This is a genomic window from Arthrobacter sp. SLBN-122 (genome assembly GCF_006715165.1).
GTDB lineage: Bacteria > Actinomycetota > Actinomycetes > Actinomycetales > Micrococcaceae > Arthrobacter.
This window is the reverse complement of sequence record NZ_VFMS01000001.1, coordinates 96145-120745: the sequence shown is the minus strand read 5'-3', so window position 1 is coordinate 120745 and position 24601 is coordinate 96145. Positions and strand designations below refer to the sequence as shown.

The 24601-nt window shown below is 65.8% G+C and carries 16 protein-coding genes and 2 tRNA genes; 9 read left to right on the top strand and 9 right to left on the bottom strand.

Annotation, left to right across the window (positions count from 1 at the left end; translation table 11 throughout):
* Positions 1-11: 11 nt before the first annotated feature.
* The 6 genes from FBY36_RS00565 to bcp all read right to left on the bottom strand — a co-directional run bounded on the left by FBY36_RS00565 (position 12) and on the right by bcp (position 8316).
* Entirely contained in the window at positions 12-3242 is a 3231-nt protein-coding gene (locus FBY36_RS00565; protein ID WP_142116866.1) for an efflux RND transporter permease subunit, read from the bottom strand.
* 68 nt (positions 3243-3310) lie between these two features.
* Complete coding sequence (locus FBY36_RS00560; protein ID WP_142116865.1) at positions 3311-4813, bottom strand: malate:quinone oxidoreductase; 1503 nt, start codon at positions 4811-4813, stop codon at positions 3311-3313.
* Between the two features lie 79 nt (positions 4814-4892).
* Positions 4893-6560 carry an ABC transporter substrate-binding protein gene (locus FBY36_RS00555; RefSeq protein WP_235008658.1) on the bottom strand — a complete coding sequence of 556 codons (1668 nt, stop codon included), beginning with the start codon at positions 6558-6560 and terminating at the stop codon, positions 4893-4895.
* A 156-nt stretch (positions 6561-6716) separates the two neighbouring features.
* On the bottom strand, positions 6717-7409 hold the full coding sequence (locus FBY36_RS00550; protein ID WP_142116864.1) for a fasciclin domain-containing protein: 693 nt from the start codon (positions 7407-7409) through the stop codon (positions 6717-6719).
* 233 nt (positions 7410-7642) lie between these two features.
* A tRNA-Leu gene (locus tag FBY36_RS00545) sits at positions 7643-7724 on the bottom strand.
* 118 nt (positions 7725-7842) lie between these two features.
* Positions 7843-8316: a thioredoxin-dependent thiol peroxidase gene (gene bcp / locus FBY36_RS00540; RefSeq protein WP_142116863.1), complete on the bottom strand. Its 474-nt coding sequence runs from the start codon at positions 8314-8316 to the stop codon at positions 7843-7845.
* Positions 8317-8412: 96 nt separating this feature from the next.
* On the opposite strand from bcp, the gene FBY36_RS00535 reads away from it, so the two are divergent.
* Positions 8413-8871 carry a MarR family winged helix-turn-helix transcriptional regulator gene (locus FBY36_RS00535; RefSeq protein ID WP_142033003.1) on the top strand — a complete coding sequence of 153 codons (459 nt, stop codon included), beginning with the start codon at positions 8413-8415 and terminating at the stop codon, positions 8869-8871.
* A gap of 299 nt (positions 8872-9170) precedes the next feature.
* Here the strand turns inward: FBY36_RS00535 and FBY36_RS00530 are convergent.
* From FBY36_RS00530 to FBY36_RS00520, 3 genes are all read right to left on the bottom strand, one after another.
* Positions 9171-9246: transfer RNA gene (locus FBY36_RS00530), tRNA-Lys, on the bottom strand.
* 114 nt (positions 9247-9360) lie between these two features.
* Positions 9361-10482: a PQQ-dependent sugar dehydrogenase gene (locus tag FBY36_RS00525; RefSeq protein WP_442858255.1), complete on the bottom strand. Its 1122-nt coding sequence runs from the start codon at positions 10480-10482 to the stop codon at positions 9361-9363.
* A gap of 40 nt (positions 10483-10522) precedes the next feature.
* Entirely contained in the window at positions 10523-11632 is a 1110-nt protein-coding gene (locus tag FBY36_RS00520) for a sunset domain-containing protein (RefSeq protein ID WP_142116861.1), read from the bottom strand.
* A gap of 260 nt (positions 11633-11892) precedes the next feature.
* On the opposite strand from FBY36_RS00520, the gene ilvD reads away from it, so the two are divergent.
* The 8 genes from ilvD to metG all read left to right on the top strand — a co-directional run bounded on the left by ilvD (position 11893) and on the right by metG (position 24591).
* On the top strand, positions 11893-13614 hold the full coding sequence (gene ilvD / locus FBY36_RS00515) for a dihydroxy-acid dehydratase (RefSeq protein ID WP_142116860.1): 1722 nt from the start codon (positions 11893-11895) through the stop codon (positions 13612-13614).
* Between the two features lie 374 nt (positions 13615-13988).
* Entirely contained in the window at positions 13989-15896 is a 1908-nt protein-coding gene (locus FBY36_RS00510) for an acetolactate synthase large subunit (protein WP_142116859.1), read from the top strand.
* A 2-nt stretch (positions 15897-15898) separates the two neighbouring features.
* Positions 15899-16411 (top strand): acetolactate synthase small subunit, encoded by a 513-nt coding sequence (ilvN, locus tag FBY36_RS00505; RefSeq protein ID WP_018768340.1) that lies wholly within the window; start codon positions 15899-15901, stop codon positions 16409-16411.
* Between the two features lie 82 nt (positions 16412-16493).
* Entirely contained in the window at positions 16494-17519 is a 1026-nt protein-coding gene (ilvC, locus tag FBY36_RS00500) for a ketol-acid reductoisomerase (RefSeq protein WP_056335254.1), read from the top strand.
* Between the two features lie 125 nt (positions 17520-17644).
* Positions 17645-19234, top strand: coding sequence for a phosphoglycerate dehydrogenase (gene serA / locus FBY36_RS00495; protein ID WP_056335256.1), 1590 nt, complete (start codon positions 17645-17647; stop codon positions 19232-19234).
* Positions 19235-19449: 215 nt separating this feature from the next.
* Entirely contained in the window at positions 19450-22248 is a 2799-nt protein-coding gene (locus FBY36_RS00490) for an ABC transporter permease (RefSeq protein WP_142116858.1), read from the top strand.
* Positions 22245-23000 (top strand): ABC transporter ATP-binding protein, encoded by a 756-nt coding sequence (locus FBY36_RS00485; protein ID WP_056335262.1) that lies wholly within the window; start codon positions 22245-22247, stop codon positions 22998-23000. The genes FBY36_RS00490 and FBY36_RS00485 overlap by 4 nt, the downstream gene beginning before the upstream one ends.
* 34 nt (positions 23001-23034) lie before the next feature.
* A complete protein-coding gene (gene metG, locus FBY36_RS00480; RefSeq protein ID WP_142116857.1) occupies positions 23035-24591 on the top strand; it encodes a methionine--tRNA ligase in 1557 nt (518 codons plus the stop codon).
* The last annotated feature ends 10 nt before the right edge of the window (positions 24592-24601 follow it).

Sequence of the window (24601 nt, the reverse complement as noted above, 5' to 3'; positions counted from 1 at the left end):
TTCCGCTGTTTTTATTCGGCGCCGGGGGCGGCGCGCCGCCCGCTGACTTTCGGAACCTGGCCGGTGGTCCAGTCGCGGAACTCCGCGTCCACGTCGGCGGCAGGACCAAACTCCGGGCGGGCCTTGAGGTCGCGCAACAGCGTCTTCTTCTCGCGCCGCCCCTCCACCAGCCGGTAAAGCACCGGGACCAGGACCAGGGTCAGCGCGGTGGAGGAGACCAGGCCGCCGATCACTACCACGGCCAGCGGCTGCGAGATGAACCCGCCGCCGCCCGTGAGGCCCAGGGCCATGGGTGTCAGGGCAAAGACCGTGGCAAGTGCCGTCATCAGGATGGGCCGGAGGCGCTGGCGTGCGCCGTTGGTGATGGCGTCCGCCACGTTCATGCCCGGCCGGCCGTCACGCGGCTGCCGGTACTGGTTGATCAGGTCGATCAGCACGATGGCGTTGGTCACCACAATGCCCACCAGCATCAGCATGCCGATGAGCGACGGCAGGCCCAGGGGCACTCCGGTGAGCAGCAGCAGCGCCACGGCGCCGGTGGCCGCGAACGGAACCGAGACCAGCAGGATCAGCGGCTGGATGAGGGACTTGAAGGTGGCCACCATGATCACGTACACGATGGCGATGGCTGCCAGCAGGGCCAGCCCCAGCTGCCGGAAGGATTCCGCCTGCTGGGTGGTGGCGCCGCCTATCTCCGCCGTGACGCCCGCCGGCAGCTGGACATCGGCCAGGCGTTTCTGGACTTCCGTGTTCACCGCGCCCAGGTTGGAGCCCGACGGCGTGATGGACACCTTGGCGGTGCGCTCACCGTTGCTGGCGGTGATGGAAACGGGGACGTCCACCTGCTCGACGGAAGCGATGCTTCCCAGCGTCACCGGCCGGCCTCCCGCCGGCAGCGGAATGTTCCGGACGGCGTCGATGCTGGTGAACTTGGTGCCCTGGCCGATGCGGACGGGGAAATCGTTGGTGTCGATCCGTACGGTGCCGGCAGGGACGGGGCTGATGGTGGATGCCAGCACCCCGCCCACCTGTTCCTCGTTCAGGCCAGCGGCGGCGGCTTTGGCCCTGTCCACCCGGACCTGGACCACTGGGTTGCTGGCGGCCAGGTTGCTGGCCACCTCACTGGTGCCCGGCACGCCTGTCATGGCCGCCACCACGGTGTCGCTGGCAGCCTGCAGGTCGGCGCTGTCAGCAGCCTTCAGCGTGATGTCCACGGTGGATGAGGTGCCAAAGCCGCCCTGCTGGGTGCCCACGGATACCTTGCCAGAGTCGGGCACCTTCGCAAGCTCCGTGCGCACGGTCTCCTGCAGGCGTGCCTGGTTGGCCTTTTCGTCCGTCACAACGGTGAATGTGGAGTTGGAGGAACCCGTCGACGTGAGTGCGGCAAAGCCCGCTTGGGCGTTGCCGGAGGTCACCTGGACGTCCTTGATGCCGTCGATCCCGCGCAGCACCCCTTCGAGGCGGATGGCGGCGGCGCTGGTGTCGGCCAGGCTGGTGCCGGCCGGCAGTACCTGGCGCACGGTCAGGCTGTTCTGTCCCGAATTGCCCAGGAGGTTCGTGGCCAGCAGCGGTGTCATGGCGCCGGTGGCACCCAGCACCAGCACCGCAGCCATGAGGGTGATGACGGGATGTTTCTGGGTGGACCGGAGGATGGGCAGGTAGCCGCGCTGCAGGCGGCTGCGCTGTTCGGCGTCGTGGGCCTTCGCTTTTGCCTCGTCAGCGATCCGCCGGGCCTCCGGAGAGCCGGCCGCCGCCGTGCCCGCCGAACCCTTGGGGTTCCTGAGGAACCAGTAGGCGAGCACCGGGACGATGGTCAGGGACACCAGCAGCGACGCCAGCAGCGCCATGGTCACCGTCAAGGCGAAGGGCCGGAAGAGTTCGCCGGCCAGTTCGCCGACGAAGGCGATCGGCAGGAACACCGCCACCGTGGTCAGGGTGGAGGCTGTGATCGCGCCGGCCACCTCCCTGATGGCCGTGAGGATCGCCGTCGACTTCTCCTCGCCGTAACTGAGGTGCCGCTTGATGTTCTCGATGACGACGATGGAGTCGTCCACCACGCGCCCGATCGCGATGGTGAGCGCGCCGAGCGTCAGGATGTTCAGCGAGTAGCCTGTGGCCGACAGGCCAATGAACGTGGTCAGCAGGGACAGGGGAATGGATACCGCCGTGACCAGCGTGGACCGGGCGGACATCAGGAAGAGCAGGATAATGGCGACGGCGAACCCCAGCCCCAGCAGGCCTTCCGTGGTGAGGTCCTTGATGGACTTCTCGATGAACGGTGCCTGGTCGAAGACGGGGGTGAACCTGGCGTTGGATCCCAGTTCGGCTTCCAGGTCCGTCAGGGAGTCCCGCACCGCGTGCGAAATGCCTACTGTGTCGCCCTCGGGTTTCTTGGTTACAGAGATGGCCAGCGTCTCGGCACCGTTGGTGCGGGTGATCGAGGTGCGTTCATCGTCCTTGAGCGACACATCCGCGACAGTACCGATGGTTGCCCCGTTCTTGGCGCCGGCCAGCGGCAGTGCCTTGATGGCGTCCAGGGAGTCCACCGGGCTGCCGATCTGGAGCGAGAGGGTCTTGCCCTGGTCCTGGAGGGTGCCGGCAGGGACCAGTGCGCCGTTGTTGGACAGGGCGTCCCGGATGGAGGTGACACCTGTCCCCGCTGCCGTCATGGCCTCGGGCTTTGGAAGGATCTCGATGTGCTGGGAGGCGCCGCCGGTCACGTCGGCGCTTCGGACGCCGTCGATCTTCTGCAAGCGGGGGACGCTCAGGCGCTGCAGGTCGGCGTTCAGCCCGCTGAGCGGCTTGTCCGAGGAGACCGCGAGGAAAACGATGGGGAAGTCGCTGATGCTTCCGGCAATGGCCTGCGGCTGGACATCGCCGGGCAGGGTCCGCTTGGCGTTGGAGATGGCACGGTCAATCTGGTTCCGGGCCCGGTCCAGGTTTGATCCGTACGTGAACACCATGGTGATCTGGGAGACGCCGGTGCGCGACGTGGAGGAGGTGGACTCCAGCCCCTCCACGCCGTTCAGCGCCTTTTCCAGCGGACCGCTGACCTGCTTGTCCACCACTTCCGGCGACGCACCGGGCATGGAGCTGAGCACGGTGATCTGCGGGAACTCGATGGAAGGAATGAGCTCCTGCTTCAGCGATGACATCGTAATCACGCCGAAGACCGAGGCGAAGACGGTGATCAGGGCGATCAGGGCCCGGTTCGCCAGGGAAAGGTGCGCCAGCCGGAACATGGGTGGTCTCCTGGGGGTCTAAGTGACTGGTACATGCCCTGGGGGTGCCAGCCGCTGGCCCCGCAGGGTCAGTGGCTGGCGGAAACGCTCTCCAGCTGGAGTGACTTGGCCGTGGCCCGTTCCAGCTCCGCGGCAAGGTCCGGATTCTCATCCAGCTTCACCCCGTAGCCGGGCATCATGTCCTTGAGCTTGCCCTGCCAGCCCTTGAAGTTCCGGGGGAACGTCTTCTGCAGGAGCTCGATCATGATGGGGACAGCGGTTGAGGCTCCGGGCGAGGCGCCCAGGAGCGCACCGATGGAGCCGTCGCGGCCGGCGATCACTTCGGTTCCGAACTGAAGGATGCCGCCCTTTTGAGGGTCTTTCTTAATGATCTGTACACGCTGGCCGGCCGTAATGAGTTCCCAGTCCCCGCCCTTTGCCTCGGGGTAGTACTCGCGCAGTGCCTCGACCTTCTGGTCGTGCTTCTTCACGACTTCCTTGACCAGGTAGGCGGTGAGGTCCATGTTGTCCTTGGCAACTGCCAGCATGGGGATGATGTTGGACGGCCGGATGGACAGCGGCAAGTCCAGGTAGGAGCCGTTTTTCAGGAAGTTCGTGGAGAATCCGGCGTACGGGCCGAACAGGAGCGAGCGCTTCCCGTTGACGTAGCGGGTGTCCAGGTGCGGAACGGACATGGGCGGAGCGCCCACTGACGCCTGGCCGTAGACCTTGGCGCTGTGCTGGGCCGCGATGGCCTCGTCGGTGCAGCGGAAGAACTGGCCGGAGACGGGGAAGCCGCCGTAACCCTTGCTTTCCGGGATGCCGGAGGCCTGCAGCAGGTGCAGGGCCCCGCCGCCGGCCCCGACGAAGACGAACTTGGCGTGGATCTTGCCGTGTTCCCCGGACTTGGGGTGCTTCAGCGTCAGGTCCCAGCCGCCGTCGGACGCCCGGGAGATTCCGGTGACGTCGTGGTTGTAGTTGATTTCGACGCCGTTGTGCCCCAGGTAGGTGGTCAGCTCGCGGGTGAGTGCCCCGAAGTCGACGTCGGTTCCCTCGGCGGCGCGGGTGGCGGCGATACGCTCCCGGGGGTCGCGGCCCTTGACGATCAGCGGCGCCCACTTGGCAATCTGGGCGTGGTCCTCGGAGTACTCCATGCTGCGGAACAGGGTGTGCGGCTTCAGTGCCTCATAGCGGGTCTTCAGGAACCGGGCGTGGTCCTCGCCGATCACGAAGCTCATGTGCGGGACGGTGTTGATGAAGCCCTTGGGCGAACCGATCAGGTTGTTGTCCACCAGGTGGGACCAGAACTGGCGGGAGAGCTGGAACTGTTCGTTGATGAGCAGTGCCTTGGCGGGGTTGACCGAGCCGTCTTTGGCTGCGGGGGAGTAGTTGAGCTCGCAGAGGGCGGCGTGGCCCGTTCCTGCATTGTTCCAGGGATCTGAGCTTTCCAGCCCGGGCTGGTCCAGCCGTTCGAACAGGGAGATGGTCCAGTCCGGCTCCAGCTGCTTGAGGAATGCCCCCAGCGTGGCGCTCATGATGCCGCCGCCTATCAGGACAACGTCGGCGTGTGGGGTCTTGGAAATGAAGGTCACGATCAGTCTCCGATTGCAGCGGCTCTGGCTGTCACAGAATATCCCCGCGCAGCCCGCATACTGAAATTGGCCCGGGCCGTCAAGGCTTTAGCTGGACCTTCGTGAAAACTTCGTTTAAGACCGGGGATGCCGGGTAGCTCAGCACGCGGTCTGACAGGGCAAGCGCGGAGATGGGGAATGCGATGGGAACAGCCGGCACGGTGGCCGCGATCTGGGCGTTGATGGTGTGATAGAGCTCATCGCGCTCCTTGCCGTCGGGCAGCCCCCGGGCCCTGTTGATCTTTGAGAAGACCTGGGGATCCTGGTAGCCGAACTCGCCGTTCTTCTCGCCGAAGAGCGGGCCGACGAAGTTGTCCGCGTCGGAGTAGGAGCCGTTCCAGCCGAGGATGTGGAGCGCGTGGTCGCCGGCGGACTGGACCTTCTGCAGGTAGCCGTCGGACCAGTCAACCGGGATGGGCCGGATGTTGAAGCCGACCGCTGTCAGCTGGCGGCTGAGCTCCGCGTAAACCTTCTCCGGCGTGGGCAGGTAGGGGCGGGTGACATTCATGGGGTAGTAGAACTTCAGTTCCTCGCCCGCGTAGCCGCCCTCCTTGAGGTAATCCCTGGCCTTCAGCGGATCGTGTCCCAGGGCCGGCGCGTCGTTGTTGAACCCGCTGATCTTGGGCGGGACGAACTGTGTGGCCTTGGCAGTGTTGTCGATGAAGAACTTCCGGATCAGGGTTTCCTTGTCGATCGCCAGCTCCACCGCCTGCCGGACCTTCTGGTTCTGGAGCACCGGGATGTCCTGGTTCATGCCGACGTACATCACCGAGAAGGGGTCGCGCTGCACAATCTGCTTGCCGCGCTTGACCAGTTGATCGAAATTTCCCACGGTGACGGCGTCATAACCGTCGATCTTTCCGTCCAGCAGGGCCTGGAGGCGGGTCTGGGGATGGTTGTAGGCCAGGAAGTTGATGGTGGCGATCTGGCCACGGTCGCCCCAGTAGGTCTTGTTGCTGGACAGGGTGACCGCGTCGTTGCCCCATGCGGACAGGGTGAAGGGTCCGGTGCCCACCGGGTTGGTGGCGAACGCGGACATTGCTTGGCCGCCCCGGTTCTGGTCCAGGACGTCGGCCCTGCCGGCGGCAAGGGCTGCCGGGGACGCAATGGCGAAGGCCGGCAGGGTCAGTGCCTGGAGGAACGCCGTGAAGCGCTGCGTCAGGTCAATCTGGACGGTGTCGGCGGACACCGCAGTGCAGCTTTTGAAGATGGACAGCCCGGGCTCGTCAGAGTGCGCCTTGAACACGCTCTTGAACGAGCTGCCGGGCGCCTGTTTCCGCAACTCCGCGGGAAAGGCGAACCAGCGGTTGAAGTTGGTGCAGACGGCGTCGGCATTGAAGGGGGTGCCGTCCTGGAAGGTCACCCCCGTGCGGAGCTTGAAGGTGTAGGTCCTGCCTTCGTTGGACTCGTTCCATTCCGTGGCCAGCAGCGGGGTGGGCTTGCCGGTGGTCTGGTCAACGCCCACCAGGCCTTCAAGGATCTGGCGGGTGATGCGCTGGGACTCCACATCACTGGAAAGGGCCGGGTCCAGTCCGAGGGGCTGGGCGGCGGTGCCGAAATTGAACGTGGCATCCGGCTCAGCGGGCGTCGAACTGGGCGTTCCGGAGGTGGGGGAAGGGGACGGCATTCCCGTGCATGACGTCATGCCCAGCGCCATGAGGACGGCGCCGGCCTTGATGACCGTCCGCCGCGGTGTACTGCTGGGCACTCGTTTATCACCTCTGCATGCTGCCGGCTCCGCCGCTTGCGGGCCGGGACCCAGTCTAGAGGACAGGACCTGGGGCGAACCCCAGGTACACGCGGGACGCGCCAAGGCCGGACCCGCTCGTTGCAGAGGGGCCCGGCCTTGTTGGGGGGGAAGTGCTTACTTGGGCATGAGGACCGAGTCGATCAGGTAGACCGTTGCGTTCTTGGTCTTGACGCCGCCGCAAACCACGCTGGCGTTGTCCACCATGAGGTTGTCGCCGCTGCCGGTCACCGTGACGGAGCCACCCTGGACCGTGGCGTGCGTGCCGGCGATCTTGTCAGGGGTGATCTGGCCGGGAACCACGTGGTAGGTCAGGATCTTGCCCAGCAGCGCGTCGTCCGTCTTCAGGGTCTCGATGGTGGCGGCGTCGATCTTCTTGAAGGCGTCATCCACCGGTGCGAACACGGTGAACTCGCCGCCGTTGAGGGTGTCAACCAGGTCCACCTTGGGGTTCAGCTTGCCGGAAACGGCGGCCGTAAGCGTGGTGAGGATCGGGTTGTTGGAGGCAGCCACGGCCACCGGATCAAGGGCCATTCCCTCCACCGAGCCTGCACCGCTGGGAACCTGCTGGGCGTAGGCGGCGCAGCCGGGTCCCACCAGGTTTGCCGCCGGATCCATGGTGCCGGCCGAGGAACTGGCCATGGCGCTGGGGGACGGGGACGCCATGCTGGAGCTGGGGGAGGATGACATCGGCGCCGACGACGCCGATGACCCGGAGGCGCTGCCGGAACCGCCACATGCGGTGAGGCTGAGCAGAGCGGCCGCTGCAACGCCGGCGACGGTGAAAGTGGTGCGCTTGAAGGTCTGCATTTCGGTTCTCCTTGGATCGTTTTGCCTGCCGCTTTTGGACGCTGTCCGCGGCCTGCACCTTGCCTTGGTGTAAGCACCTGCCCTTGGCTGGTGTCTCAATGGCTATTCGGCCGGTAGGGGGCGGCGGATGGGTGATCTTTTGGAGTTTTTCGAATCGAGGCACGAACCCGACATGAGGACCGGCGGCTGATTAACGCAAAGATCCCCCGGCCGGAGCCGGGGGATCCACAGTGTGCGCAAGGGGGGACTTGAACCCCCACGCCCGAAGGCACAGGAACCTAAATCCTGCGTGTCTGCCAATTTCACCACTCGCGCGCGGCGTCCCGCTGCGAACCTTGAACGTTCGACGGCGGATGCCAGTGTCCATTGTAGCGTTGCCCCGGGTGCCTGCCCGGGCAGGCCCGGGGAGCCATCCAAGGCAACGCCGGATGGCTTAGTTGTCGACGTTGAGGTCCCGCCGCAGCTTGGCCACGTGGCCGGTGGCCCGGACGTTGTACTGGGCAAGGGAAACGGTGCCGGACGGGTCCACCACCACAGTGGACCGGATGAGGCCCTGGTATGTCTTGCCGTAGTTCTTCTTTTCGCCCCAGGCACCGTAAGCCTCGGCCACCGCGTGGTCCGCGTCGGAGAGCAGCGGGAACGTCAGCGACTCGTTCGCAGCAAACTTGGCCAATTTCTCAACGGGGTCGGGGGAGATGCCCAGGACGTCGTAGCCGGCGGCCTGCAGGGAGGCGAGGCTGTCCCGGAAGTCGCAGGCCTCCTTGGTGCAGCCGGGCGTGGAGGCGGCCGGGTAGAAATAGACAATGGTGGAGCGGCCGGGCCGGGGAGCCAGGCTGACGTCCCTGCCGGTTGAATCCTGCAGGGTGAAAGCGGGTGCTTTGTCGCCGGTAGCGAGTCTTTCAGCCATTGTTTTTCTCCTTGTTGCGGGCGGGACACAACAGCCTAGTAAGCAGGTGGGACGAGTGCTAATCGCCACTTGGCTATACTTGCTGCTATGCCTGATATGGATCACTGGCCCACAGGGCGCCTCCTGTCCACTGCTGCGCGTCTCGTTGAACACTCATGGAACGAAAAACTTGGCGCCATCGGACTAACCCACGCCGGTGTTATCGCCATCGAAGTCCTTGCCGCGCAAGGACCCATGACCCAGGCGCAGCTTGCCCAGTATGTCCGCGTCCAGGCCCAGACCATGGGCAAGACGCTCAGCCGGCTCGAGTCCCACGGCCATATCGTCCGGGTGCGCAGCACCTCGGACCGCAGGAGCCATGTGGTGTCGCTCACCGAGCAGGGCAAGGACGCCGTGGCCCAGGCTGTGGAGATGGAGCGCTCCGTGCTGGCATCTGCGTCGATCGACCCCGAACTGCTGCGGCAGGAACTCAAGGCTGTGGTGCGTGAACTCGCCAGCCAGTTTTCCACGACGCCCGGCAACGCCGCTGCCCTGGTGGACAACGCCGCCAAATAGCTGTGGCGCCGCAGGCCGCTTGATGAAAGCGCGGCTCTGGCTTGATAAAGCCGGGCCGCGCTTTTTTGTGCCTGCCTGCCCTTCCTGTGCCCGCCGCCGTGCCCAGCCGGCGGGCCGCCGTCGGACTTCTCCCCGCCCCACGGCCCTGTGCGCGGGGCGGCGGTCACAGTCGCAGATTTCCCCCTAGAAGGACCATTCCCTGCGGAACGGTCAGGGGTTCGGTTGGCGGGGAAATCTATGGGGGCAAAACAAAACAGCCCCCGGTTTGTGTTTCCACAAGCCGGAGGCTGTTTTCCCAGTGGTGCACCCCCCGGGACTTGAACCCGGAACCCATTGATTAAGAGTCAATTGCTCTGCCAATTGAGCTAGAGGTGCATCTTATTTGCTTCCATCCCCGGGCTTTTTCTTTCCCGTTGATCTCCGCAACGACATGAAACTCTACACGAACTTTTGGTGCAAGTGAAATCGGCGCCCGCGGGGGTGTTTGCATCATTGGAAGGGGCGCAAAACCAGCACGAAATCAGGGTTTTCGTTGTTCGTCAGCAGCCATAGTCCGCCCTCCGGCGTCCGGATTACGTCCCGGATCCTGCCGTACTCACCTGTGAAATAGGCCACAGGATCACCTGCCTCCGTCCCCTGGAGCGGGACCGCCCAGAAGCGTTCACCGCGGAGGGCACCCAGATAGGCAACACCTCCGGCGATTTCCAGTCCGCTGGGTGAAGAGTCGCGGGTGGAAGGCCACACCACCTTGGCGTCCTGGAACCCGGCGCGGTGCGGAGCGCCGGTGACCTGCGGCCAGCCGTAGTTGGCGCCCGGCAGAATCAGGTTCAGCTCGTCGTCCATGTCCGGGCCGAATTCGCTGGCCCACAGCCTGCCTGCTCCGTCCCAGGCCAGGCCCTGGACGTTCCGGTGCCCCAGGCTGTAGACGGCGTTGCCGAACGGGTTGCCGGGGGCGGGGCTGCCGTCGGCGGTGAGCCGGAGTATTTTCCCGCCCAACGCATTCGGGTCCTGGGGCTGTTCGCGGCGCTGGGCATCGCCGGTGCCCACATACAGGAAGCCATCCGGACCGAAGCGGATCCGGCCGCCGTTGTGGGTGGTGGCCTTTGGTATTCCCGACAACACCACCTGGGGCTGGCCGAGGGCCAGGGAACCGTTGGCATCGCCCTCGACGATAAGCCGGACCACCCGGTTATCCTCACGGGTCGTCAGGTAGGCGTAGAGCAGGTGGTCCGCGTCAAAATGCGGGGACAGCGCCAGGCCCAGCAGGCCGCCTTCTCCGGCGGGCGCAACGTCCGGTACTTTGCCGAGCGTAGTGGCTTTTCCATTCCGCACGGCCTTCAGCAGTGCTGTTTCGCGCTCGGAGATGATGGCAGTGCCGTCGGGAAGGAATACCGCTGCCCACGGAATGCTCAGCTGCAGTTCCAGCCGTTCCTGCACCGTGGGAACAGGGGGAGGGGTTGGGGCAGGGGAAGAAGCAGCGGCAGAGCCGGCGGGCGGCGGAGGCACAACGACGGCGGTTCCCGGCGCGGTGCCGTTGCTGGCCGTACCTGTGGCCGGTTCGGGCGGCCCGGACGTTCCCGTGCAGGCGGCCAGTACCAGGCACACGGCCAGGGACGGAAGGCCCGCCGCAATGCGACCGGCCTTCCCCCTGCTAAAGCCGTTTGCGGCGCGGGGCCCGGAATCCGGCGGCCTCCGCGTGCGCAGCAGATTCAAACCAGACTTCCGCCCGGGTCTGCTCATAGTCGGGATGTCCTTCTTCGTAGTAGACCATCGCGGCGGCGTCGCCTTTGACCGTGTAGTCCGCCGGTCCGCTTCCGTCGGGGCCCGGCGCCGCCGAACCTGCCCCATATGGCTCATCTGCTGCCAGGTGCCCGGAAGGCGCAGCGGACTCCATGCCCTGTGCCTGCGCGGCAGCAGCCAGGTCCTGGTCCTGCCCGGATGGCTGGTGGTGGTCCGCGCCGTTCTCCACCAGGGCGGAGGACTGGGTGCGGTCCAGCGTTTCGGCCGCGGCGGCTTCCCCCTGGCTGCCACCGGCAGCTGCAGCCACTGCCGGCTCCTGCCTGTGTCCTGATTCAGAGGAGTCGGCCCGGTGCTGGTACGCCTGTCCGCCGGCCGGCACCTCAGGCGATGTGCCGCCGTCGTCAGTGCCTTCCACGGCAGCTGTTTCAGCACCGGGAAGGGTGGGGGAGTGGGGGGCCGTGTACTCATCATGGTGAACGGGGCGGGCGTCCGCCGGGGAAGCCTGACCGGAATCCGTCCCCGCGGAGGCGCCGTTCCGGGCAGCCTGACCCGCGGGAGTTCCGGCTGAACCCACCACCGAGGAGCCCGGCCCGGATCCGGCCTCGGACCATTGGGTTTCCCATTCGGCCTGGTCCGCAGCCTGGTTCTGTGCCTCGTTCTGCGATTGGCCGTGTGATTGGTCCTGGTGATGGCGTTGCTCGGCAGCGGCGCCGCTGCCTGAACTGCCGCCGTCTGCAGTGCGGGGGGATGTGGGGCTGGATGCGGCGGACGAATCCAGCGATTCCTCAACCGTGGCAGGGGCGGGCGGTTCGGCCGGCTTTCCGAACCCTGCCGCCGTAGGGATACCGGTGGTGCCTGCCGCCTGGGCGGACGCTGCGGCACTGCCGCCCTCGAGCGCTCCGTCTGTCCTGGTTCCTGCTGATGATCCGCCAGTGGGGCCGGCGGACTTGTTGCGGTTCAGCAGCCACCAGATGATGACGGCGATGACAACGATGAGAATGATCCAGAAAACAATGTCCATGGCAGGCCTTTCGGTCCAGGTGGCTGGGTGTCCTGTCCCCGACGCTACGTCGGGTCACCACTGCTGTCCAGAGATGCCGTGCGACGCCGGCGACTGCGCTGCCGGGAGGTCCTTACAGGTGGCCGCAACAGGCCCGCCTGTAGTCCCTGTCTCAAAATATGAGACGGAAGTCCACTATTTGGCAGCTATTTCGCGCTTTTTTGCCATAACCCTGGTCCGGCGGTCGTTTCCGCAACGGTCCGAGCCCTAGACTTTCCCCTATGAGTGACGCCCAGACCGCAACCGAGAACACGCCTGACATCAAGCCCCGCAGCCGTGTTGTGACCGACGGGATCCATGCGGCCCCCGCACGCGGCATGTTCCGGGCAGTCGGCATGGGGGATGACGACTTCGCCAAGCCGCAGGTGGGCGTGGCAAGTTCCTGGAATGAAATCACCCCCTGCAACCTCTCCCTGAACCGTCTCGCGCAGGGTGCCAAGGAAGGCGTCCACGCGGGTGGCGGTTTCCCCATGCAGTTCGGCACCATCTCCGTCTCCGACGGTATTTCCATGGGCCACGAAGGCATGCACTTTTCCCTGGTCTCCCGCGAAGTCATCGCCGACTCCGTTGAGACCGTGATGCAGGCCGAGCGCATCGACGGTTCGGTCCTGCTGGCAGGCTGTGACAAGTCCCTCCCGGGCATGCTCATGGCCGCCGCCCGCCTGGACCTGGCCAGCGTGTTCCTCTACGCCGGTTCCATCATGCCGGGGTGGGTCAAGCTCGAGGACGGCTCCGAAAAGGAAGTCACCCTCATTGACGCCTTCGAAGCGGTCGGTGCGTGTGCGGCCGGCAAGATGAGCATGGAGGACCTCACCCGCATCGAGAAGGCCATCTGTCCAGGCGAAGGCGCCTGCGGCGGCATGTACACGGCCAATACCATGGCCTGCATCGGCGAAGCACTGGGCATGTCCCTCCCCGGCTCGGCCGCCCCGCCTTCGGCAGACCGCCGTCGTGATGAATTCGCCCGCAAATCCGGTGAAGCGGTGGTCAACCTGCTGCGCCAGGGCATCACCGCCCGCGACATCATGACCAGGAAGGCCTTCGAGAACGCCATCGCGGTCACCATGGCCTTCGGCGGCTCCACCAACGCCGTCCTGCACCTGCTCGCCATCGCCCGCGAGGCCGAAGTTGAGCTGACCCTTGACGACTTCAACCGCATTGGGGACAAGATCCCGCACCTGGGCGACCTCAAGCCGTTCGGCCGCTACGTCATGACGGACGTGGACAGGATAGGCGGCGTGCCGGTGATCATGAAGGCACTGCTCGACGCCGGACTGCTGCACGGCGACTGCCTCACCGTGACCGGCAAGACGGTGGCGGAGAATCTTGAGGCGATCAACCCGCCTGACGTCGACGGCAAGATCCTGCGCGCCCTGGACAATCCCATCCACAAGACCGGAGGGATCACCATCCTGCACGGCTCCATGGCGCCTGAGGGCGCCGTGGTGAAGAGCGCCGGCTTCGACGCCGACGTCTTCGAGGGAACCGCGCGCGTGTTCGAGCGCGAGCAGGGTGCCTTGGACGCGCTGGACAACGGCGCCATCAAAGCCGGCGACGTTGTGGTCATCCGCTACGAAGGGCCCAAGGGAGGTCCGGGAATGCGCGAAATGCTCGCCATCACCGGTGCCATCAAGGGGGCAGGCCTGGGCAAGGACGTCCTGCTGCTCACCGACGGCCGGTTCTCCGGCGGCACGACAGGGCTGTGCATCGGCCACGTTGCACCGGAAGCGGTCGACGGCGGCCCCATCGCCTTCGTGAAGGACGGCGACCGGATCCGGGTGGACATCGCCGCCCGCAGCTTCGACCTGCTGGTGGACGAAGCCGAACTCGAAGCCCGCAAAGTGGGCTGGCAGCCGCTGCCGGCCAGGTACACCAAGGGCGTGCTCGCGAAGTACGCCAAGCTGGTCCACAGCGCCAGCCAGGGCGCCTACACCGGCGTGTGACGCCTTCCCTCTACATAAGGCGCTGAGCGCCTTATGTAAAGGGACCCTCGGCGTCACCCTTATTAAGCCCTTCCGGGCTTGGGTGGGTCGCTGAGGGATTGGTCCCTGCGAAGAGGGGATCGAAAAGTGGACAATGGAGTCCACATGGTGAGATTGGGTTGTTGCTCGTTGACACTGATCTTGCCAAGAGGGAAGACTGAACGCATGACTTTCGTTACCGCCGGCACCGTCGTCGTCCTTACCAAGCGCGTGGCACATTAGCCTCCACTGGTAACAAACCGTCACGCGCGAAACCCCTCACAGAGCCACCCGGCTGAGGGGTTTTTTTATTTCCTCCAGCCACAAACCACAGAAGATCCACAAGGAAGAGTCCGATGAGCAAAGGATCGCCCATCAGCCCCTCGCTGATGGCCACCAAGTCCGCTGGAGCCGCCAAGGCTCCGGAACGCGCCGACCGGACGGCTGACCACGCCGCCGTCGTCGCCGACCTTGCTGCCGTCTCTCCTGTCCTTGGGCCGAACAACGTCGTACCCCCGACGGTGATGACCGGCTCGCAAGCAATCGTCCGCTCGCTCGAAGAACTCGGCGTCGACGATATTTTCGGTTTGCCCGGTGGCGCGATCCTGCCCACCTACGACCCCTTGATGGCCTCCACCATGAACCACGTGCTGGTCCGTCACGAACAGGGAGCCGGCCACGCCGCGCAAGGCTACGCCATGGTCACCGGGCGGGTTGGCGTCTGCATCGCCACCTCCGGCCCCGGTGCCACCAACCTCGTTACCGCCATCATGGATGCCCACATGGACTCCGTGCCCCTGGTGGCCATCACCGGCCAGGTATCCAGCGGCGTCATCGGCACCGACGCCTTCCAGGAAGCCGACATCGTGGGCATCACCATGCCCATCACCAAGCACTCCTTCCTGGTGACCGACCCCAACGACATCCCCCACGTCATGGCCGAAGCCTTCCACCTGGCTTCCACCGGCCGTCCCGGGCCGGTGTTGGTGGACGTTGCCAAGGATGCACAGGTGGGCCAGATGACGTTCTCCTGGCCGCCGAAGATCGACCTGCCCGGCTACCGACCGGTCACCCGGGGCCACAACAAGCAGGTGCGCGAGGCCGCCAAGCTGATCGCAGCTTCCCGCAAACCCGTGCTGTACGTGGGCGGCGGCGTGGTCAAAGCACACGCCTCAGCCGAACTGCTGGCCCTCGCCGAAGCAACGGGCGCGCCCGTTGTGACAACCCTGATGGCCAAGGGCGCCTTCCCGGACTCCCATCCGCAACACATGGGCATGCCGGGCATGCACGGGACCGTCTCAGCCGTCACCGCGCTGCAGCAGTCCGACCTGCTGATCACCCTCGGCGCCCGCTTCGATGACCGCGTCACCGGCGTACTGAAGACCTTCGCGCCCAATGCCAAGGTTATCCACGCGGACATAGACCCGGCCGAAATCTCCAAGAACCGCACCGCCGACGTGCCCATCGTGGGGTCCGTGAAGGAGATCATCCCCGAACTCACCGAAGCCGTGCGCGGCCAGTTCGAGGCCTCAGGCACCCCGGACCTCACCACCTGGTGGGCGTTCCTGAACAACCTCAAGGAAACCTACCCGCTGGGCTGGACTGAACCGGACGACGGCCTCATCGCCCCGCAAAAGGTCATCCAGCGGATCGGCGCCCTCACCGGACCCGAAGGTGTCTACGTGGCCGGAGTGGGCCAGCACCAGATGTGGGCCGCCCAGTTCATCAAGTACGAGCGCCCCCACGCCTGGCTGAACTCCGGCGGCGCCGGCACCATGGGGTACGCCGTACCGGCCGCCATGGGCGCGAAGGTGGGCGAACCGGACCGGGTGGTCTGGGCCATCGACGGCGACGGCTGCTTCCAGATGACCAACCAGGAACTGGCCACCTGCGCCATCAACAACATCCCCATCAAGGTGGCTGTCATCAACAACTCCTCCTTGGGTATGGTGCGCCAGTGGCAGACCCTCTTCTACGAGGGCCGCTACTCCAACACCGACCTCAACACCGGCCATGACACCGTCCGCATCCCGGACTTCGTCAAGCTGGGGGAGGCCTACGGCTGCGCCTCGTTCCGTTGCGAACGCGAAGAGGACATCGACGCCACCATCCAAAAGGCCCTCGAGATCAACGACCGCCCCGTGGTCATCGACTTCGTAGTGAGCCCCAACTCCATGGTGTGGCCGATGGTGCCCGCCGGCGTGAGCAACGACCAGATCCAGGTTGCCCGCAACATGACCCCGGAATGGGAAGAGGAAGACTGACCATGAGCCGCCACACACTCTCCGTCCTGGTTGAGGACAAGCCCGGTGTCCTGACCCGCGTGGCCAGCCTCTTCGCCCGCCGCGCCTTCAACATCAACTCCCTGGCCGTTGGCCCCACCGAAGTGCCGGGCGTATCCCGCATGACGGTGGTGGTCGACGCCGACGGTGACCTCATCGAGCAGGTCACCAAGCAGCTCAACAAGCTGATCAACGTGATCAAGATCGTTGAGCTGACCCCAGAATCTTCCGTACAGCGCGACCACATCCTGGTCAAAGTACGTGCGGATGCCGCAACACGTCTGCAGGTAACCCAGGCCGCAGACCTGTTCCGCGCCTCAGTGGTTGACGTCTCCACCGACTCCGTCGTCATTGAGGCCACCGGCCACCCCGAAAAGCTCACAGCCCTGCTCTCAGTGCTGGAGCCCTTCGGCATCCGCGAAATTGTGCAGTCCGGCACCCTGGCCGTTGGACGGGGATCCCGCTCCATGAGTGACCGGGCGCTCCGCTCCGCCTAGGCACCTGCCAAGGCGGGACCGGCGCCCGTAACCGCAGCACCGCAAGACCACTATCTACAACCACTCAAGAGGAGTTACGCAAGTGACTGAAATGTTCTACGACGACGACGCCGACCTGTCGATCATCCAGGGCCGCAAGGTTGCCATTGTTGGCTACGGCTCCCAGGGCCACGCCCACGCGCTCAACCTGCGCGATTCCGGCGTCGAGGTCGTCATCGCCCTGAAGGACGGCTCCAAGTCGACCGCCAAGGCGCAGGATGCAGGCTTCACGGTCAAGAACGTTGCCGACGCCGCCGAATGGGCGGACGTCATCATGATCCTGGCGCCGGACCAGCACCAGCGCTCGATCTACAACGACTCCATCAAGGACAAGCTGACCCCCGGCAAGGCCCTGGCCTTCGCCCACGGCTTCAACATCCGCTTCGGCTACATCCAGGCTCCGGAAGGCGTTGACGTCATCCTGGTGGCCCCGAAGGCTCCGGGCCACACCGTCCGCCGCGAGTTCGAAGCCGGCCGTGGCATCCCTGACATCATCGCCGTCGAGCAGGACGCGTCCGGCAACGCCTGGGAGCTGGCCAAGTCCTACGCCAAGGCCATCGGCGGCACCCGCGCCGGCGTCATCAAGACCACCTTCACCGAAGAGACCGAAACCGACCTCTTCGGCGAGCAGTCCGTCCTCTGCGGCGGCGTCTCCCAGCTGATCCAGTACGGCTTCGAGACCCTCACCGAGGCCGGCTACCAGCCGCAGATCGCCTACTTCGAGGTACTGCACGAGCTCAAGCTCATCGTTGACCTCATGTGGGAGGGCGGCATCGCCAAGCAGCGCTGGAGCGTGTCCGACACCGCAGAGTACGGGGACTACGTCTCCGGCCCGCGCGTCATCACCCCCGAGGTGAAGGAAAACATGAAGGCCGTCCTGGCCGACATCCAGTCCGGTGCATTCGCCAAGCGCTTCATCGAGGACCAGGACAACGGCGGCGTTGAGTTCAAGGAACTGCGCGCCAAGGCCGAGCAGCACCCCATCGAGGCTGTTGGCCGCGAACTGCGCTCCCTGTTCTCCTGGCAGCAGCAGGACGTCGACTACGTGGAAGGCTCCGCAGCCCGCTAAGGCTGCCAGCCCAACCACGCAGACCGCAACGGTGAGGCCGGGTTCACACTTAACAATGTGAGCCCGGCCTTTCCGTCGGCCTAGACTTGTTTCCATCCCCAGGACTGCAACGCAGAGGATCAGCCGTGTCAAAACCCGTAGTACTGCTCGCCGAAGAACTTTCCCCCGCCACCGTCGAGGCCCTTGGCCCGGACTTTGAGATCCGCCAGACCGACGGCGCAGACCGTTCCCAGCTGCTCTCGGCGATCAGCGACGTAGACGCGATCCTGGTCCGCTCCGCCACCCAGGTTGATGCCGAAGCCATCGCCGCCGCCAAGAACCTCAAGGTCATCGCCCGCGCCGGCGTGGGGCTGGACAACGTGGACATCAAGGCCGCCACGCAGGCCGGCGTCATGGTGGTCAACGCGCCCACGTCCAACATCGTTTCCGCCGCTGAACTCACCGTGGGCCACATCTTGAGCCTGGCCCGCCACATCCCGCAGGCCAGCGCCGCCCTCAAAGACGGCGAATGGAAGCGCTCCAAGTACACCGGCATTGAACTGTTCGAAAAGAAGATCGGCATCATCGGCCTCGGCCGCATCGGCGCCCTGGTGGCAGCCCGCCTGAAGGGCTTCGACACCAAGATCCTGGCCTATGATCCCTACATCACCTCCGCCCGCGCTGCGCAGCTGGGCGTGCAGCTGGTCACCCTGGACGAACTCCTGGCCCAGTCCGATTTCATCACCATCCACATGCCCAAGACGCCCGAGACCGTCGGCATGCTGGGCGCTGACGCATTCAGGAAGATGAAGAAGACGGCCTACGTGGTCAACGTGGCCCGCGGCGGCCTGGTGGACGAGGAAGCCCTCTTCACCGCCCTACAGGACGGCGAAATCGCCGGTGCCGGCGTTGACGTCTTCGCTAAGGAGCCCAGCACCGACCTGCCGTTCTTCAAGCTCGACAACGTGGTGGTAACCCCGCACCTGGGCGCCTCCACCGACGAAGCCCAGGAAAAGGCCGGCGTCTCCGTGGCCAAGTCCGTCCGCCTGGCCCTCGCCGGCGAGCTGGTCCCGGACGCCGTCAACGTTGCCGGCGGCGTCATTGCCCCCGACGTCCGCCCGGGCATCCCGCTGATCGAGAAGCTGGGACGCATCTTCACGGCGCTGACCCACGCATCCCTGACCCAGTTCGACGTCGAAGTGGCCGGCGAGATTTCCTCCCTGGACGTCAAGGTGCTGGAGCTGGCGGCGCTTAAGGGCATCTTCGCCGACGTCGTCACGGAACAGGTGTCCTACGTCAACGCCCCGGTCATCGCCGAGCAGCGCGGCATCAACGTCCGCCTGATCACCACCCCGGAGACCGAGTCCTACCGCAACGTCCTGACCCTGCGCGGCGCCCTCAGCGACGGCAGCCAGATCTCCGTGGCCGGCACCCTGACCGGCCCCAAGCAGATCGAGAAGCTGGTGGGCATCAACGGCTTCGAAGTGGAAATCCCCATCAGCGAGCACCTTGTGGTGGTTGCCTACACCGACCGCCCCGGCGTGATCGGCACCATCGGCCACATCCTGGGCATGAACAACATCAACATCGCCGGCATGCAGGTGGCCCGCTCCAACGAGGGCGGCCAGGTCCTTGCCCTGCTGACCATCGACAGCTCCGTTCCCCAGCAGGTGCTCGATGCCATCAAGGCCGGCATCGGCGCCGAGATGGTCCGGGAAGTGGACCTGGAAGACTAAGGCGACACACCGGCCGAAACGCCGTAGCCGCACCTCCGCGGGGCCCCGTCCAGGCGGAGCCACGTATGATTGGCCGGTCTGCTTACAATGGCTTGGTCCTGATTCAGGACCGTAGCCGGCAGACCGGCCAATACCTTTTGCACATCCCTCCGCCATAGTCCACGTCCTCGGGCGGATGAAAGTGTGCGCACGCAATCCAGGTTTCAGGGAGTTCCATGAACGCCGTCCAGAGGTTCATCAGAAGCAGAGTGCTGCTGTTGACCGCGGCCATCTTGATCGCAGCCATGTGCTTGTCGGTCCTCGTCCAAAGCCAGTCGCAGGCTGCGCTCAACCGGACGGTTGATGAAAATTCGAGGGGGCTCTACGACATCCTGGTCCAGGCGAAGGCGCCCTCCGGTGCCCTCCTGCAGCCCGAGATTGCGAACGGCGCCGGCGGCATCGGCTTCGACCAGCTGGACTCCATCCGGAAGCTGTCCGGCACCTCAGTGGCGGCCCCCATCAGCCTGGTTTCGCGTGTCACGCAGAACCTGGAGACGCCCCGCCTGGATGCCATGGATTACCTCGGCTACAACGCCGGCCTGGCCGGCACTGCCACCGCGGACCAGGCAGCGGGTGCCACCGCGCCGGGCAAGTGGCCGGCGGCGGAATCCGTCCTGACCGACGCTGCCAAGAAGTACCGGCTGACCGCCAGCGCGGTGAGCTCGGATGGCAGCTCAGAGCAGACCCTCTTCAAGACCACCGCCGAGGGCACGCTGGGCAAGGCCCGGCTCGTGGAGGAAAAGGCGCAGGGCGGCAGCAGCATCCGCATCGCCCCCGCGGCAGGGGAGACCGGCATCAAGTTCCCCGCTCCCGCCGGCGGCTCCGAGCACAACCTCTTCAACCTCTCGGTGTCACTGCCGCTGGCCCCTGAGGTCACCGAATCCGTGGTGGCGGTGGACCCCGCGTCCGAGCGGGCCCTGCTCGGTTCGGCCGGCGACTTCCTGGCCCCGCTGGAGAAGGCTCCGCCCGCTGACGCCCGTGACGCAGGTGCCGTGGGCCGCTACCTGGAAGGGCTCTTTACCAACGGCATTAGCATGGACCAGCTCAAGGAAGGACCTGACTTCCTGGGCGTCAAGCTCAAGTACTGGGCTCCGCTGATGACCCAGTACCAGCAGGCCAAGCGCACCGGCCAGCTGACCAGCGGCTCCCAGGCCGTCCCCCTGATCGTGCGCTCCGGCACGTCCCTGGATCTCAAGTACAACGTCAAGATCGAGGAAATTGACGACGCCGGCAAGGTGGTTAAGGACGTCGGCACCGTTTCGAAGTCCCTGGGCAAGGACTACCTGCCGTTCGTGTCAAAGGACCCCTTCGTTTTGTCCTGGCCGGGCTCCACGGACCACTCCTCCCTGCTGGGCAACAACGGCAACTTCAATCCGGGCCTGTACACCCCGGCCAAGTGGAGTACCGACTTTGCCGGCGCCCCCAAATACACGGACGGCGGGACAGCCGCCAACGGCGCCGTGGACAAGGCCGCTGTGCCAGGCGAATGGGTCACCGTCAACCGCCTTCCGGAGAAGGCGGTTAACGGCGCGCCCGTGGACCAGACCCAGCGGAACCCTGTGGATGAGCGGTCCTACCGGGACAACCTCTCCACCGGCCAGCAGCAGGCCGCAACGCCGCTGCCCATGGTGTACGGCACGTTCGACCCCGCCGCCGTCGAGGCAGCCTCGGGCGACGTCAACAAGCTCCCGCTGGGCGGCTACGACCCCACGCCCTTCACCCTGGTCAAGGATGCCGCCGGCAAGGATGTTCCCGCCGCGGACCTGAAACCTTCGTTGAGCGCCACCGGGCTGGCCAGCCAGTCCGCCGGCGCCATCACCGACTACTACGGCCTCGCAGCGGCGCGCGGCTACAAGCAGAACGCCGCCGTCATCGACGCCGTGCGCGTCCGTGCCAAGGCACCGGGCAGCTGGAAGGACGCGCAGCCTGAGGTGGAGAAGCTCGCCGCCGAGATCCGCGACATGGGCCTGGACGCCACCGTGGTGGCCGGTTCGGCGCGCGAGGACACCAGCATTTTCGTTCCCGGCTACTCAAAGGACGGAGCCGGGAAGGAGTCCGCGCTGGGCACTGTCCAGCAGTCGTGGGTCCGGCAGAACGCTGCGGAGGCGGTGGCCGGAGCGCTGTCCGGCACCAACGTCACGCTGCTGTTCCTGACCCTCTGCGGCGCGGCCCTGCTGACCGGTGCCTCCACCGTCAGCTACATCCGCAAACGCCGCAGCGAGGCCGGCACCCTGCGGGCCATGGGCTGGACCCAGCGGCGGATCCGCAGCTGGGTGCTTGAGGAATTCGGCGTGGGGGCAGTGCTGCTCGCCGCCGCCGGTGTCGTGCTGAGCCTGCTGAGCTGGAGCCTTGCCACGGCACTGGTGTGCGCCGCCGTCCTGGTCCTGTACTGCGGTGCGGCCCTCTTTGCCGCGCAGCAGCTGCGCCATCGCGACGAAATCGACCAGGAACCGCAGCACGACGAACGGCTCATCCCGGTGGACTCGCCGCTGACCTTCGCCAACCGGCAGCTGGGCACCAACAAGTTCAACACGCTGTCCCTGGCGGTGGCGGTGGGCGTCTTCGGTGCCGCCGTCGGCGGGCTGATCGCCCTGCTGATCGACATCCCGCGTGCCGCCGGTGCCAGCGCGCTCAGCGGGCTGGCCGCGGCCAGCGTGACCCTGCCGAGCATCCTGCTGGCGCTTGCGGGCGTGGCCGTGGGACTGGTGCTGACCCTGGTGACGGGCCGCTTCGAACTCAATGCCAAGCGGCAGTACCTTGGCATCCTCCAGGCGATGGGATGGAACCCGGACATGCTCCGCCAGGTCCGTTTGTTCGAGAACGCACTGGTGGGAACCGTGGCCTTGCCGCTGGGCGTGCTGGGCGCCCTCGGCATCGGCCTGCTGCTGGCACCCTACGCGGCCATCTGGGCCGCCGTAGCAGGCCTGGCGGCTGTTATTTGCTGGATACCGATTGCAACGAAAGTGGTCCAATGACAAACCCGACGAACCTCCAGCGCAGCCGCAGGAGCGGCTCCAATGAGGTCCCCCTGCAGACCCGGGCCAACACCATCGTCAAGTCGGCAGACCACGCCACCCCGCTGGAGATGCGCGACATCACCATCCGCTATGGCGGTGGAAAAGGCGGCGCCGAGGCCGTGAGCGTGGTGGAAGGCTTCGACCTGACCCTGCACGCGGGCGAGATGCACTGCGTGGCCGGCCGAAGCGGCTCCGGCAAGACCAGCATCCTGACCGTCGGCGCCGGACTCACCCTGCCGACGTCGGGCCGTGTCTTCTGGGAAGGTGACTCCCTCGAAAGCATGGGCGACGACGAAATCGCCGACCGCCGTCGTGCGCTGATCGGCTACGTGGACCAGGGCGGCGCCCTGATCGACGGCATGAGCGCACTCGAGAACGTCCTCCTGCCCGCCGTACCCGACGGCGAGGTGGACCAGCGGCGCGACATGGCCAAGGACCTGCTGGACCTGGTGGGCCTGGGCCGGCGCATGCGGCACCGTCCCGCGCAGCTGTCCGGCGGTGAACGGCAGCGCGTGGCGATCGCCCGCGCCCTGATCCTGGGCACCCGGGTCCTGGTGGTGGATGAGCCCACCGCCAGCCTGGACCGTGCCTCCGCCAACCGCATCATCAGCATCCTGAAGGACACCACCAATGACGGCATCGCCGTGCTGGTGGCCTCGCACGACCACGAACTGGTCCGGCTCAGCGATACCCTGACAGAACTGATCTAGCCCACTCCTCCGTACCGAAGGTAACCGTCCGACCGTGACAGCTTCAGAGAAAACGCCGTTCTACATCACCACGGCCATCACCTACCCCAACGGCGTGCCGCACATCGGGCACGCCTACGAGTACATTGCCACCGACGCCATGGCGCGCTTCAAGCGCCTGGACGGCTATGACGTGATGTTCCTGACCGGCACGGACGAACACGGCATGAAGATAGCCCAGACCGCCGAAAAGGAAGGCATCACCCCCAAGGAACTGGTGAACCGGAATGCCGAGGTCTACAAGGCCGCGCACGCCGCCCTGGGCATCAGCTACGACCGCTTCATCCGCACCACGGACGAGGACCACTACGCCGCGTCCCAGGCCATCTGGAAGAAGATGGAAGCCAACGGGGACATCTACCTGTCCAAGTACGAGGGCTGGTACTCCGTCCGGGACGAGGCCTTCTACGGCGAGGACGACACCGTGGTCAAGGACGACGGCGTGCGCTACTCGAAGGAGACGGACACCGAGGTGACATGGACGGCTGAGGAGAGCTACTTCTTCCGGCTGTCCGCCTACCAGGACAAATTACTGGCCCTCTACGAGTCCCAGCCCGAATTCGGTGCCCCGCAGTACCGGTTCAACGAGGTCATCAGCTTCGTCAATCGCGGCCTCGAGGACCTCTCCATCAGCCGGACCACCTTCGACTGGGGTGTCCCCGTCCCCGGGAACGACAAGCACGTCATGTACGTGTGGGTGGATGCGCTCACCAACTACCTCACCGGCGTTGGCTACCCGGATACCGAATCGGAGAAATTCCGGAAGTACTGGCCGGCGGATGTCCACATCATCGGCAAGGACATCTCCCGGTTCCACGCCATCTACTGGCCGGCCTTCCTAATGAGTGCAGGCCTTGAGTTGCCCAAGCGGGTCATGATCCACGGGTTCCTGCACAACAACGGGATCAAGATGTCCAAGTCCCTGGGCAATGTTGTGGCACCGGCGGACTTCGTGGCCCGCTACGGCCTGGACCAGGTGCGGTTCTTCTTCCTGCGCGAGGTGCCGTTCGGGGCGGACGGCAGCTACAACCACGAGGCCATCGTGGGCCGCATGAACTCGGACCTGGCCAACAACTTCGGCAACCTGGCCCAGCGCTCCCTGTCCATGGTGGCCAAGAACTGCGGCGCGGCCGTGCCGGCCCCAGGGGAGTTCATTGCGGCGGATACCGCCATCCTGGCCCAGGCGAACGGGTTGCTCGAGGCTACCCGGGCCGCTTTCGACAAGCAGGAATTCAGCCGGGCGCTGGAAGCCATCTGGGCAGTGCTGCATCACACCAACGCCTACTTCGCCGAGCAGGCGCCCTGGGTCCTGCGGAAGACCGACGTCGAACGCATGAACACCGTGCTGTACGTGACGCTGGAGGTGCTGCGGATCGTGGCCATCCTGGCCCAGCCGGTCATGCCCAACGCCACGGCCAGGCTCCTGGACGCGCTGGGCCAGGCCGAAGGCGATGCCCGCCAGTTCACCGCAATCGCCACCCCGATCGTTCCGGGAACCGCGCTGCCTGCCCCCACTCCCGTCTTCCCCAAGTTCGAGGAACCCGCGGAGTAGGCAGGGCACG

Excerpts from the sequence above, each read along its gene's own strand:
- FBY36_RS00565 (WP_142116866.1), bottom strand. The coding sequence starts at position 3,242 with ATGTTCCGGCTGGCGCACCTTTCCCTGGCGAACCGGGCCCTGATCGCC.
- FBY36_RS00550 (WP_142116864.1), bottom strand. The coding sequence starts at position 7,409 with ATGCAGACCTTCAAGCGCACCACTTTCACCGTCGCCGGCGTTGCAGCG.
- bcp (WP_142116863.1), bottom strand. The coding sequence starts at position 8,316 with ATGGCTGAAAGACTCGCTACCGGCGACAAAGCACCCGCTTTCACCCTG.
- FBY36_RS00535 (WP_142033003.1), top strand. The coding sequence starts at position 8,413 with ATGGATCACTGGCCCACAGGGCGCCTCCTGTCCACTGCTGCGCGTCTC.
- FBY36_RS00520 (WP_142116861.1), bottom strand. The coding sequence starts at position 11,632 with ATGGACATTGTTTTCTGGATCATTCTCATCGTTGTCATCGCCGTCATC.
- ilvD (WP_142116860.1), top strand. The coding sequence starts at position 11,893 with ATGAGTGACGCCCAGACCGCAACCGAGAACACGCCTGACATCAAGCCC.
- FBY36_RS00510 (WP_142116859.1), top strand. The coding sequence starts at position 13,989 with ATGAGCAAAGGATCGCCCATCAGCCCCTCGCTGATGGCCACCAAGTCC.
- ilvN (WP_018768340.1), top strand. The coding sequence starts at position 15,899 with ATGAGCCGCCACACACTCTCCGTCCTGGTTGAGGACAAGCCCGGTGTC.
- FBY36_RS00490 (WP_142116858.1), top strand. The coding sequence starts at position 19,450 with ATGAACGCCGTCCAGAGGTTCATCAGAAGCAGAGTGCTGCTGTTGACC.
- FBY36_RS00485 (WP_056335262.1), top strand. The coding sequence starts at position 22,245 with ATGACAAACCCGACGAACCTCCAGCGCAGCCGCAGGAGCGGCTCCAAT.